The following is a 13,019-nucleotide window of genomic DNA, read 5'->3' as shown; positions in this document are numbered from 1 at the left end:
ATTGCCCTCTGGCGCCCGTTCGGCAAGCATATGCCCGTTTGTGATTATGCCCACACGGCCTGGGGGTGATGGTGGTCTGGGGCTACATGGAGGAGGTGGGAGTCGATGCGCATCTCTGTGCGCTTGTCGACGCCCACCTCCTAGTTCGGCGTTGTGCCGAGGGGGGATCGTTAGTAGCGGATGGCCATGCGGCCGTCGACGCCGCCGTGGCGCAGCTTCTCAAAGACGTCGTTGACGTCCTCGAGACTGCACTCGCTCACGGTCGGGTGAATGTAGCCGCGGGCGTAGAAGTCGAGTGCTTCCGCGAGGTCTTGGCGGGTGCCCACGAGGGAGCCGCGGATGGTCAGGCCCTTGAATACGATGTCGAAGATCGGGGCGGGGAAGTCTCCCGGGGGCAGGCCGTTGAAGACGATAGTGCCGCCCTTGCGCGCCATGTGAATGGCTTGGCCGAAGGCCGCCTCATGCACGGCGGTGACGAGCACGCCGTGCGCGCCACCCTTGGTGTAGTCCAGTACGGCCTCGCCGGGGTCTGTCTCGCGGGCATTGACGGTGAACTCGGCGCCGTGCTTTGTCGCTAGCTCCAGCTTGTCCTCCGCAATATCGACCGCAATCACGCGCATGCCCATCGCGACCGCGTACTGGACGGCGATATGGCCCAGGCCGCCCACGCCGGAGATCACCACGAACTGGCCGGGGCGGGTTTCGGTTTCCTTCAGTCCCTTGTACACCGTGACGCCGGCGCAGAGCACGGGTGCCACCTCGAGGAGATCGGCGCCCTCGGGGATGCGGGCGCAGTAGCGGGTATCGACCAGCATGTACTGGCCGAAGGAGCCGTCGACGGTGTAGCCGCCGTACTCGGCATTGGGGCAGTAGGTTTCGCGGCCGGTGCGACAGAACTCGCAGGTGCCGCAGGCGGACCATAGCCACACATTGCCCACCATGGAGCCGACCTCAATATCGGCGTGATCGCCCTCGCCGAGGGCGACTACTTCGCCCACGCCCTCATGGCCGGGAACGAAGGGCAGGCCGGGCTTGACTGGCCAGTCGCCTTCTGCGGCGTGGAGGTCGGTGTGGCAAATGCCGGAGGTGTGTAGCTTTACCAGTGCCTGATTGCGGCCTGGGGTGGGTAGATCGATTTCGCTGATGGTGAGGTTGGGGCCAAACTCGGTGGCTACTGCGGCGGTGAATGTATCGGACATATCAACCACTCCTTGGGGGTAGGGTTCGCGTGGTCGAGGGGCATTGGTGCTGGCCTCGGCGGGGTGTGAGGTCCACCAAACCACTGGGGGCAGTGTGTCTGCCATAACTGTGAATGACTATTGCTTGATTCTCAGGAATGCTTGACTGTGCCAATTTTCATTAAGTGGTCCTTGCTGAACATGGCTACGTTAGCAAAGTCTGCGAAGGGTGCCCTTAGCTATGCTTCTCAGGTTGGCCACCCCCGTGTGGTACCCCCGTGCGGCGGGAGGGGCGGAGGCGGCCGGTCGCATTCGTGGCCGGGGCGTCTCGCGGACGGCGGCGCATCCGCCACGGCGAGAGGAGTGAGCGAAACTGGCTGCCTAGGTGGCAAGAGGTGCAGAGGCGGGAAGAAAGCCGCACGACGCTGGAAAACAGATTCGCAAGGCGAATATGCGCAGGCAGAGCGTAAGAAGCTCCAAGCGGCACACGCACTCCGACAGAGTAATGGAAAGGTGCTCGTGGACGGGTGTTAGCGACGGCGATGGACATCTTGACGCAGGCAGGAAAGGCTCCGTCAGGGCGAACCGTGGGTCAGGAAGTAGGCATCACCCGTCAGCAGGCTGATTGTCATCTGAAGGCTCTGCGCGACGCCGGGTTTATCTAGTTGAAAGGTGGAACATGTCGTAAGCAATATACGGTTCCCCTGTCGCTAGGCAGTTAGCTAGATCTTCTTTGGCAAAAATCATGACAGCGAGATGCCACCGATGTGAGACCGCTAGACCATGGCCAAGCGCGTGCGTGGGGATGTCATCGGTTGCGTCTTTTAGTGTGGTGTATCTTTATATCGGCGTCGGTGCTTATGAATGCACGAAGCGACCACTGCTGTGCCTTTCGGGGCCGTAACCACACTTCCTCGACAGGGGCACCGCGAGGGTCGCTGGCCTCGATTCTGTCGACCCGACCACTTACCTCGGCCAGCTATTGGCTCAAGCCTCGCCGGACCTGATGTGTGTGATGCTACAGAAGTTCATCAACCCGATCCTGTCGGCCCAGGCTGACCAGATCCGCGGCGCCAATTACGCTATCGTCGGCGACGCGCGTATCAATCAGTGCAATGGATACTGCCACCGCAACCTCGACACCCGTGTTGGCACCGTGGACATCGCCGTTCCCATACTGAACACTGGATCGTTTTCCTAGTTAGCTACTGGAACGACGTGCCCAGGCAACCCCTATCTCGACCGGACGCATCACGTGGCCCTGATGGAAGTGGTAGCGCAGCGGAATGCGAGCACCGGACTGACCGTGGTGATGGTGCTGCATGGCATCAATCTCGCGGCCCGCTACTGCCACCGCATGATCGCTATGCACGAGGGGGGCATCGTGGCCACGGGAACCCCTTCCGAGGTGCTTACCTCTGAGTGCATAGGCGAGCTCTACGGGGCGCGGGTAGATATACACCATGTCGATGGTTCTCCGGTGGTGGTATCGACGGCCGGCGCGAGGGACTGAGACGGGTGAAGGGATTGAGTGCACCTGATCGACCTGCCCTGAGCAGGAAGTATGCTCGGAGCGGCAACTATCTCCGAGGTAATCCCGCATAGTAGAAGCTGCATCTCTTATAGTGAGAACATGCATGGACAGAATAAGGATGCAGATCAGTATGGAGTAGGGGCGCAAACGATAGCCGCAGAGGAGCGCTCTGCGGCCATCGCGGTGTGGGCATTCCCTGCCTTTATCTTGGCAGGGGCGGTGTTTGCCTTTCTCTTTCCCGAGCCGGTGATGCCGATTGCCGCCTATATCACCCCGGCGCTGATTTTCATCATGTTCTGCATGGGGCTGACCCTGACTATCCCCGACCTCAAAGAAGTGGTGCGTCGGCCGTGGCCCATCGCGATCGGGGTGGTGGCGCAATTTGTCATCATGCCGCTGATCGCGGTGGCTGTGGCCCGGCTCCTGGGGCTGAATCCGGCGCTGTCTGTGGGGCTGTTGATGCTGGGTTCGGTGCCCGGCGGCACGGCCTCCAATGTGGTCGCCTACCTGGCAAAGGGGGATGTGGCGCTGTCGGTGGCGATGACATCGGTGTCGACGCTGCTGTCTCCGCTCGTCACACCCATCATCATGCTGACTCTGGCCCATGCCGAGACACCCGTGGACGGCCCCAGCATTGCATGGATGCTCGCCCAAACCGTGCTCTTTCCCGTTATCGGCGGGCTGCTCATTCGCTTCTTCTTTAATGGCTTCGTGGACCGCATCCTGCCGGCGCTGCCCTGGCTATCGATTCTCGGCATCGGCGTGGTGGTGTTTCCCTCGGTGGCAAAGGCCTCCGAGAAGCTCGTGGATGTGGGCGTGATTGTGTTCGTGGCCGTGGTGCTGCACAACCTGCTGGGCTATATTCTCGGCTACCTCTCGGCGCGGGTACTAAAGATGCCGGAGCCAGCCTGCCGCACCACCGCCATCGAGGTCGCCACACAGTCCGCAGGACTGGCCTCGGGCATGTCGGCGAAGTTCTTTTCGCCCGAGGCTGCAATTCCCGGCGCGATCGCCGCCGTGTGGCACAACGTCGCGGGCGCACTTTTTGCCTTCGTGGCTCGGAAATTCACAGCCGCGAGCAGATAAGGCACCCATCCTCAGCCATTGCGTGCGGCGAGGGGCGGGGCTGCGAGGACTGCGTCGATAAGCATGGGCGGGTAGCGAGGCAGGAGAGTGGGCATGAACACATGCATAAAACGGCACTGGGGTGGCCGTCTCTGACATGCTGAGATGTCCACAAACGGCGGGGTGCCGCCGGCGTAGAAGTGTGCAACCTTCCCGACACTTTTAGGCAGGAACGCCTTACCTAGGTTATTTTAGGGTTAACTGAGAACGAGCTGGGTGCCTCTCTTATGCACCAGCGCCTCGCCCTGCGCCGATCGAAGGGTGGCGCGGGCAGGGGCACGGTGGAAGGAGATCTTGTGTCCCTCGCACGCACTGCGCCGCTGCTCGAAGGAGTGGCTGGATCGTATCGGCCTAGCGATACCGCCCTGCGCACGAGTTCCGGCGAGCTCACCTACCGGGAACTCGAGGAGGCGACGCAGCGGCGTGCGGAGGAATTCCTGCAGCGCTATGAGCCCGGCACGCTGCTGCACCTCTCTTTCCGTCCTACCTGTGAAGCTGTGGTGGCCTATCTCGCGGCGCTGGCGGCGAAGATGCCGATTCTGCTTACTGCAGACACGGCTGGAGCTTGTGCCGATGCTGATGACGACCCCTATGCGGAGATCCTGCGCACCTATTGCCCCGCGGCCAGCATCGATCCGGCCACAGGCCAGCTGCTGCCGCGCCAGGAACAGCCGGGAGAGTCCCTACACCCCGATATCGCGGTGCTCTTGTCTACCTCGGGCTCCACGGGAGCGAAAAAACTCGTGAAATTGAGCTTGGAGAACCTGCGGGCGAATGCCCACGCCATTGTGCAGGGGCTGGGACTTCATGCTGAGGACCGCGCTATCACGTTGCTGCCACTGCACTATTCCTTCGGGCTGTCCGTGCTGAACTCCCATCTCTTCTGCGGGGCGAGTATCGCCGTGGAGGAGTGCTCGGTGGCGGATCCGGACTTCGCTGCGGCGCTGCAGCGCTATGGGGTGAGCAATGTGGGCGTGGTGCCCCACATGCTGCAGGTGCTGCGCACCGCCGATGGCGGCCACTGCTTGACGGATCTTCGTCTGGTGTACCAGGCCGGTGGAAAGTTGGATAAAGCCGATGTGCAGTGGTGGCACAGCTTTCTGGCCGAGCACGATACAGACTTCCGAGTGATGTATGGGCAAACCGAGGCCACCGCCCGCATGAGTATCATGCCGCGGGAACTCATGGCTGACTATCCAGAGGCGGCCGGCGCGCCGTTGGTCGGGCATTCCATCCGGATCGGTGAGTCCGGAGAACTCATCTTTAGCGGTCCCTCGGTCATGCTCGGCTACGCCGAATGCCCAGAGGATCTGCGCACCGGCCGCACTATTGAGGAGCTCCACACCGGTGATCTGGGAGAGCTGGTGCAGGTGGACTCGCCCACAACAGACGAGATCCTGCGCATCACCGGGCGCTCCTCGGACTTTGTGAAACTCGCGGGCCTGCGCATCTCCTGCGAGCAGGTGCGCGGCTGGCTCGCCGATGTGGGCCTCGCCGCCTGCGTGACCGGCGATGATACCGCCCTGCGCGTGGCAGTCGATGAACAAACCTCGCAGGAAGAACCCGATGCCGCAGAGATCGAAAAGGAGCTCTGCGCCCGCACTGGGCTCACCCCAGCCTTCATCCGCGTGGTGGTTGTGCCCACCTTCCCCCTGATCGATAATGGCAAACTTGATCGCCGCCGCTGCGCGGAGCTGGCCGATGCTGCCGCCGGCGCCGATCAGGACACTGGAACACAGCCCGCTGCCGGTGCGCGCGGCGCGGCGGGCGTGGAGTCGGTGATCGAGGCCATCGCCCAGGCTCTCGGCACCGTGCCGAGCGCGGTGCGCCGTGATCTTTCCTTCGTGGACAATGGCGGCAGTTCCATGAGCTTTGTGCCGGTGGCGATGGCCTTTGCCCGCGCCGGGGTGGAATTGCCCACCGGCTGGCACCATATTCCCCTCGCGGAGCTGCTCGATAATGCAGGATCCCAGCACAGCTCAGCAGCCTCGGCAGGCGCGCGGCGTGGTGCGGAGCGTACGGCGCCGTCCTCGCTGATCTGGCTTGATTCCTCTCTGGTGCTGCGCGCCATCTGCGCCATAACCATCGTGCTGGGCCACGCCACCACCTTTACCTTCTTGATGGGCGGCGCCCACTCCCTCTTGGTGATCGCCGGTGCGGCCTTGGGCACCTTTGGCCTGACTGTGCTGAGCTCGACCGCGCGACTGCGCGCCACGGCCCGCTCCATTCTGGCGGTGGTGCTGCCCACAGTGCTGTTGGTGCTGGTGGGCATGGCGACCACGGGCAGATATGGGCTGAGTAACCTGCTCTTTATCCACTGGTTATTCCCCAGTGAAGGCGCCAGTGGATCCTTGTGGTTTATCGAGTCCTATGTGCTGGGCTTGATGCTGATCATGGGGCTGTTGGCCATCCCTGCGGTGTATCGCCGCTACCGCCACGAGCCCTTCGTGATTGCCTGCGCGCTCACCGGCCTGTTTCTCATCGTGCGTTTCGCCGTCGGGGCGTGGGATATCGTCCAGACCCGATTCGAGCCGCCGGGAGTGATCTGGTTCATTGCTGCCGGCATCATGATCTCGCAGGCGCGCAGCCGCCGGCAGAAGCTCATCGCCGCGGTCATTCTCGTGGCCGGCTCGGTGACGCTATTCGAGTACATCACCCAGTGGATATATGTGATGGTGGTGAGCGCGATCCTGCTCTCCGAGGTGCGCCTGCCGGTACCGCGCGCGATTGTGCGCCCGGTGGGGTTGATCGCCTCGGCCTCGCTGTATATCTATCTGATCCAGTTCGATATTCTGGCGCAGCCCTTAAGCGAGTTCCTCACGGTGCCGCTCTGCTTCCTCGCGGGGATTGTGCTGTGGAAGGCGTCGACAAGCGTGGTGTCGTGGCTCGCGCAGCGGCGGATGGTCTAAGGCCACCGCGCCGCTTATCGATGCCTCCCTGGGGGCTTAGCTCCCCACGGGCGTCATGTGCACCGTGTGCTGGGCGAGACGGGCGGAGTCTTGCTCGTCGTGGGTGACCAACACGCTGGTGACGCTGTACTGCTCGATGATGGCGGCCACCTCATCGCGCACCTGGCCGCGGAGGGCGGTGTCGAGATTAGAGAAGGGCTCATCCAATAGCAGCACCCGCGGCGAGGGGGCGAGGGCACGCGCCAGCGCCACGCGCTGCTGCTGCCCACCAGAAAGCTCGTGCGGGTAGCGCTTGTCATAGCCCTCAAGGCCGACCGCGGCGAGCATGGCCTGCACCCGGTCCTTGGTGTTTGCGCGGTTCATCTTGCGCAGACCGAAAGCAATATTGGCGCGCACCGTGAGGTGCGGAAAGAGCGCATAGTCTTGGAATACCAAGCCAATGGCGCGCTTTTCCGGGGGCACAAATACCCCCGGGCCCGCCAGCAGGGTCTCATCCATGTACACCGATCCCGAGCTGGGCCGCTCGAGGCCCGCGATCAGGCGCAGCGCCGTTGTTTTGGCGCAGCCACTGGGCCCTAAGAGCGCAGTGCATTCCCCAGCGGGGGCTTCGAGGTTGAAATTATCCAACTGCCGGGTCTCAGACCCGGGATAGCTGAAGCACACATCGCGCAGCGTGATCGTGGGGCAGGAGGAAGTATTAGTCATGGGTAGACCCTTCAAGCTGTGCGGAAGAAGCGGAGCTGTCGTCCTCGCTGGTCGCAGTGGTGGTTTTTTGTCGCCACAACAACACCAGCAGCGGCAAGGCGGCGATGAGAACAATCATGAGCGAGGCCAGAGAGCTCTCCGGGATCTTCTCATCATTGGCGTATTCAAAGACGCGGGTGGCGAGGGTAGAGAAGTTGAAGGGGCGCAGGATCAGCACGATCGCCAGCTCCTTCACCATGTCAATGAACGCCAAGAGGAAGGCTCCCACTAGGGCGGTGGAGATCATGGGCATGTCCACGCGGAAGAAAGCTCGCGTCGGGCCGGTGCCCAGCATGCGGGCGGATTCGTGGAAGCGCACGCCGGTGCGCTCGAAACCGGATTCCACCGATTGCATACTTACCGCCAGGTAGCGGATCACATAGGCCACAATCACGATCGTCGGCGAGAGCATGAGCTGTAGCGGCGAGTGGGAGTCGATCCACAGTGCCACCGACAGGATCGCTAGGGCGATCACTGTGGAGGGTACCGAGTAGCCCATCACCGTGATGCGGGCCAAAAAGCGCGAGGTCCGCGAGGGCCATAGCCGCTGGTTATTCGCCACAATGACAGCGAATACCGTGGTCAGTGCCGCGCCGATGCCGGCGACCCACACGGTGGTAATCGCATCCTCGAGCATCCCCTCGGTGCGGATATTGGGCAGCGAGAGAATGGCCCAATAGGCCATCTGTGCCACGGGAATGAGCAGGGCAAACGCCAATGTTCCCCAGCTCAGCAGCATGACCAGCCACTTGGTGGGGCCCTGCAGGGTGCGACGAGTAATGGGCGTGACTCGGCCCGAAGAATAGGCTGCAGAGCGGGAACCGCGCATTACCTTCTCGCCGACGCTGATGATTGTGACCACCAGCAGCAGATTGCCCGCGAGTTTCAGCGCCGAATTCACGTCCTGAAAACCCAGCCAGCTCTTAAAGATGGCGGTGGTAAAGACATTCAGCCCGAAGTACTGCGAGAGGCCATAGTCCGAGAGCACCTCGAAGGCCACCAGGGTGGCACCCGCGATCACCGCATTGCGGGTGAGCGGCAGAATGATCTGAAAATAGGTGCGAATGGGGCCCGCGCCCAGCACGCGGCTGGCCTCGATGAGTCCACCGGCTTGGCGATCCAGGAAGGCTCGCACCACCAGATACACATAGGGGTAGAGGAAGAGCGAGAACATCACGATGGCGCCGGGCACATTTTGAATGTCCATCAGCGAGGGCGGGATATCAATGCCCAGTCTTTCGCGGGCAAAGACCTGAATGGTGCCCGTGTAGCTGGTCATGGCCACATAGGTGTAGCCACCGATATAGGGCGGGATTGCCAGCGGCACCACGAGGGCGATGCTGAGGAACCTCCGGCCGGGGAACTCAGTGGCAGTGATAAACCACGCGAGCGCGGAGGCCAGCGAGCAGGTAATCGCCAGCACGCCGATGACCACGATCGTGGTTTCTTTGATATAGCCCAGCAGCAGTGTGTTCTGAATATGCCGCCAGGTGTCGGATACAGGGGAAAGTAGACCTGACAAAATGCCAAGAAGCGGTAGTAGCATGAGCGCTACTACCGTCAGGCTCAGCAGGAGCCAGGGTGCCTGCCCGCGGGCAGGCACAAAACGTTTGACCGTCACTTACTCCGGCTTTCTATCTACAGGAGTGGAGAGGCGGAACACTACTGCCAGCCAACCTCATCGAAAATGCGGGTGGCGACGGGGCGCTCCTTGCCGAAGGTGGCGAAGTCGAGATCCTGCGGGGTGAACTCGCCCCAGGATGCCTGGATCTCAGGAAGCTTGGCCTCCGGGTTCATCGGGAACTCGCCGTTCTCCTCAGCGATCAGTTCCTGGATTTCCGGGCTGGCCAGGAACTCGAGGAAGGTCTTGGCGTTGTCCGCGTGCTTCGCACCCTCGAGGACCGCAGCGTAGCTGATGTTCAGGTGGGTGTTCTCGGGGAAAGCAAGCCCGATCTGCTCCGAAACCTTGCGCTCCTCGGGATCGGAGGAACGGTTCATCAGTGCCCAGTAGTAGGAGTTCATGATGGCGACGTCGCTCTCGCCTGCAACCACTGCCTTGGCCTGGTCGCGGTCATTGCCCTTGGGGTCGCGAGCGAAGTTATCCACCACGCCCTGAGCCCACTCCTTGGCCTCATCCTCGCCGTTCAGGGCGACGAAGGAGGACAGCAGAGCCTGGTTATAGGAGGAGCTGGAGGAGCGTGCGAGCACCTTGCCCTCGAACTTCGGCTCGGTGATCGCGTCGTAGGAGTTGAGCTCCTCCGGATCCACGGTCTCCTTGTTATAGGCGAGCACGCGGGCACGAGAAACAATGCCCATCCAGTTGTCGCCGCGGAAGTTCTCGGGGATCGACTTCTCGATCTCGGGGGTCATGGAGTCGCCAAGAATACCTTCCTCGTTGAGGGGGTAGATGGACTCGGCGCCCACGGTGAGGAACACGTCCGCTGCGGGGTTGGACTTCTCACGCTTGACGCGCTCGATCAGCTCGTCAGCTTTGCCCTCGACAACGTTGATTTCGATGCCGGTGTCTTTTTCGAAGCGATCGTAGATCTCCTTGTCCACGTCATAGTGGCGGGAGGAGTAGACATTCACAACATCGGGAGAGTCTTTATCGAACTCCTCGGGGGCGTCACCTCCGCTGGAGCAGCTGGCCAGAGAGAGGCCCACCGCAGCGGCGACGATGGTAGCGGTTAAACGGCGCATATGGTCGTTCCTTAGGGTTGTGCGCTCAGCGTGTCCATGTGACGATTTTGGTCACACTGAATAGGCTGGCGCGCGGCGTACAAAATGTGGGATCTATAAGAGTCCCACATGGGCGTCTTAGATAATAGCAAAGGCTTGCCATATTCCCTGCCAGAAGGTCTCTTAGCCTAAGCACATAGGACGTGTGCATTGAAAATACTGTGCGCGCCAGAAATATTTGTGCTGGTGGCGAGGTTAGGCATGCGTATGTGTTTTTTGCCACTCAATGCCGCGCGGGGCGTTCTAGGCGCTCCGAAGTGCTGCCATACGGGGGTAGGTGAGAGCGAGAAAAACAATAGGGACATGTCCCCAATGTGGCTAAGTGCATGGACGGAATGCGCCATCTGGGGTGACGTATCGCGCTGCGTTACTCCTGACCCTGTGTCGAGTAGTTACTTTCGTGGTGTGCTCGGGAAATAATGGCGCCGTATGCGGGGCATATGCCGGCTCGGGACTTTAAGCTGAGATCATGCTGAGTATTTCTTCTGTCTGGAAAAGCATCCTTGGCGGTGGCGCCGCGCTCATACTTATGGCCGGCTGCTCTGCTCTGCCGTCCTCCTCTGAAGACTCGACTGCCTCTGAGGCTGCGTCCGGGGCGGCCTCCGAGTCTGCGTCTGAGTTCGCGTCCGAGTCTGTCACCGTCACGGAAACCATCACCGAAACGAGTGTTCGTAGCCGCAGCTCTGCCGCACCGGCCAGCACTAGTGCGCAGCAGGAGGCGGAACGCGAACCCACTATCTCTCTTGCGCAGAGGTGTGACATGGACAAGCTACGCGCAGACGTGGACTGGGTAGGGGGTCTGAGCGTGCTGTATTGCGATGAGAACTTTACCCGTTATGGGAGGCCCAACACGGGGTCTGTGCACATTGCCCACTGGAGCGGGGACTCGTGGCACACGATCAACCCAGATGGCAAGGACACTAATGACTTCAGCTGTTATAGCCGTGCACATCTGGAGGATCTGGGCTTAACGGCGGAGCAGATCCAGCGTGTGCACCTGTGCGAGGGGGCGTAAATACGTATAGCGAAGGTGAGGTATGAGTCGCCGGCACGCCGCTGTGGCTGTGCCGTCCGTGTGCCTATGGCAAGGAATAATTCCCCCAGTCATCCGATGCTATCGGGCCTACGGTAGGCAACTAGAGCACTGATAAGAACTCCCAGATAGATCGATAGCGGAGACATGCTGAGGACAAGAAGGGGCTGTATTCTCCGCGAAGAACCCGATGGTCATGTAGGCATATCTCACACAGTGCATGAGCTACACCGGTGTAGTCCATTGGTGGTGTATTCCCACGATGGTTGATTATTAAGTCCGACTTCCTCCGGTGGCATAGTGCGAATGTCCAAGCTGTGTGCTGGAAATTCAGTCGTCACACTAATTTCTTCGATCCGTCCTACTGCGGTGAATTCTTTCGGTGGGTTCGGGCGAACACCCTCTACGATTGCCACCTCGAGAGAATCCGGAGATTCCTTCACTGCGCTTCGAAGTCCAAAACATTTCGGATCGCCGGTGGTGACAGTGAAAGTCACCTCATTCGCCCCTGTGACCTCATACTTCGTCCAGTCGACGATCTTTTCAGAGTGCATAGGAGCATCGTTATTCGCACAGCCGCACACCATAGCGACGGCACCGAGGAGGATGATCAGCCGTCCTCTCAGTTGTCTCAATGAGGGCCATGTCATCGTTTCCTGCATTATCGTTCCTTACCCATGTGTGGAGTAATCTGCGCCGGAGGCGTGGTGATACATCTAGGCTACATAGTCACCACGATAGGCGAGCTAGTTAACAATGCCGTGCACATTCGGTTTGTCTGTGGGAGCTTGGCGGGCCACCGCGCCGATATAGCGGGTGCCGTACCAGCGCTAGCGAAACGGCCACAACAAGCAAAAAACACCCCTTCCGATACGCCGTCCGGCCAAACAAGGCGGTGTATCACGATGGGGTGTTTAGGTGGAGCCGATGACGGGAATCGAACCCGCGTATTCAGCTTGGGAAGCTGATGTTCTACCATTGAACTACATCGGCAGTGCTGCTCAGCGGGGGTAGGGCATAGCCTGCATCTCGGCCACATAGGGACCGCGCAGCTGCCTTCCCGCATCTGAGTTGCAAGCTCACAGTGTAGCACCACGTTTTATGGTTCTACCAACTGCCGTGGCCGGGGCGGTCCGCTCTTTTTCTTACCTCTATGCCGCGTACCCGCTACACTTGCGAACGTGCTTCTTTCTGACCATGACATTCGCGCCGCCATCGATTCGCAGGCATTGGGAATTACCCCCTATGACGAGACGCTGGTTCAGCCCTCGTCCATTGACGTGCGCATGGACCGTTTCTTCCGTGTGTTCAATAACTCGCGGTACACGCACATCGACCCAAAAATGCAGCAGGATGAGCTGACGAGTTTGGTCGAGGTCGAAGAGGATGAGCCCTTCGTGCTGCACCCCAGCGAGTTCGTGCTGGGCGCCACGCTGGAGCGTTTCCGGCTACCGAGCGATCTCGCGGGCCGCCTCGAAGGAAAGTCCTCCTTGGGCCGGCTAGGTTTGCTCACCCACTCCACCGCCGGCTTCATTGACCCCGGTTTCGATGGCCACATCACTCTCGAGCTGTCCAATGTGGCCAATCTGCCGATCATGCTGTGGCCGGGAATGAAAGTGGGACAGCTAGCGCTATTTAAGATGACCTCGCCCGCCGATGTGCCCTATGGTTCGAGCGCGCTCGGCTCCAAATATCAGGGGCAACGCGGACCAACGCCGTCCAAGGCGTACTTAAACTTCCGCTAGGCTGCGCCCACA

Annotated in this window: 9 protein-coding genes, 1 tRNA gene and 1 pseudogene; 6 read left to right on the top strand and 5 right to left on the bottom strand. The window is 60.8% G+C overall.

Annotated elements, in window-relative coordinates; genetic code table 11:
* Positions 1-170: 170 nt before the first annotated feature.
* The gene (locus GBB14_RS05465; protein WP_151529355.1) at positions 171-1,199 is read right to left on the bottom strand and encodes a zinc-dependent alcohol dehydrogenase; all 1,029 of its coding nucleotides are present in this window, start codon (positions 1,197-1,199) and stop codon (positions 171-173) included.
* A 506-nt stretch (positions 1,200-1,705) separates the two neighbouring features.
* On the opposite strand from GBB14_RS05465, the gene GBB14_RS10805 reads away from it, so the two are divergent.
* The 5 genes and pseudogenes from GBB14_RS10805 to GBB14_RS05435 all read left to right on the top strand — a co-directional run bounded on the left by GBB14_RS10805 (position 1,706) and on the right by GBB14_RS05435 (position 6,746).
* The gene (locus tag GBB14_RS10805) at positions 1,706-1,843 is read left to right on the top strand and encodes a hypothetical protein (protein WP_192796416.1); all 138 of its coding nucleotides are present in this window, start codon (positions 1,706-1,708) and stop codon (positions 1,841-1,843) included.
* 317 nt (positions 1,844-2,160) lie between these two features.
* Positions 2,161-2,373, top strand: a pseudogene (locus GBB14_RS05450) (transposase); the annotation flags it as partial.
* A 60-nt stretch (positions 2,374-2,433) separates the two neighbouring features.
* Positions 2,434-2,691, top strand: coding sequence for an ABC transporter ATP-binding protein (locus GBB14_RS05445; RefSeq protein ID WP_151529352.1), 258 nt, complete (start codon positions 2,434-2,436; stop codon positions 2,689-2,691).
* A gap of 120 nt (positions 2,692-2,811) precedes the next feature.
* On the top strand, positions 2,812-3,798 hold the full coding sequence (locus GBB14_RS05440; RefSeq protein WP_151529351.1) for a bile acid:sodium symporter family protein: 987 nt from the start codon (positions 2,812-2,814) through the stop codon (positions 3,796-3,798).
* Positions 3,799-4,133: 335 nt separating this feature from the next.
* Positions 4,134-6,746 (top strand): AMP-binding protein, encoded by a 2,613-nt coding sequence (locus GBB14_RS05435; protein WP_192796181.1) that lies wholly within the window; start codon positions 4,134-4,136, stop codon positions 6,744-6,746.
* 36 nt (positions 6,747-6,782) lie between these two features.
* Here GBB14_RS05435 and GBB14_RS05430 read toward each other — a convergent pair whose 3' ends face one another.
* From GBB14_RS05430 to GBB14_RS05410, 4 genes are all read right to left on the bottom strand, one after another.
* Positions 6,783-7,451, bottom strand: a complete 669-nt coding sequence (locus tag GBB14_RS05430) for an ABC transporter ATP-binding protein (protein ID WP_151529349.1) — start codon at positions 7,449-7,451, stop codon at positions 6,783-6,785.
* Entirely contained in the window at positions 7,444-9,111 is a 1,668-nt protein-coding gene (locus GBB14_RS05425; RefSeq protein WP_151529348.1) for an iron ABC transporter permease, read from the bottom strand. Before GBB14_RS05425 ends, GBB14_RS05430 begins: the two co-directional genes overlap by 8 nt.
* A 41-nt stretch (positions 9,112-9,152) precedes the next feature.
* On the bottom strand, positions 9,153-10,190 hold the full coding sequence (locus GBB14_RS05420; protein ID WP_151529347.1) for an extracellular solute-binding protein: 1,038 nt from the start codon (positions 10,188-10,190) through the stop codon (positions 9,153-9,155).
* Positions 10,191-12,181: 1,991 nt separating this feature from the next.
* Positions 12,182-12,255, bottom strand: a tRNA-Gly gene (locus GBB14_RS05410).
* Between the two features lie 188 nt (positions 12,256-12,443).
* On the opposite strand from GBB14_RS05410, the gene dcd reads away from it, so the two are divergent.
* Positions 12,444-13,007 (top strand): dCTP deaminase, encoded by a 564-nt coding sequence (gene dcd, locus GBB14_RS05405; RefSeq protein ID WP_151529346.1) that lies wholly within the window; start codon positions 12,444-12,446, stop codon positions 13,005-13,007.
* Positions 13,008-13,019 lie beyond the last annotated feature (12 nt).

It is taken from the genome of Corynebacterium sp. 51B (assembly GCF_008930785.1).
In the GTDB taxonomy this organism is placed as follows: Bacteria; Actinomycetota; Actinomycetes; order Mycobacteriales; family Mycobacteriaceae; genus Corynebacterium; species Corynebacterium megadyptis.
This window is presented reverse-complemented; position numbering and strand designations above follow the sequence as displayed.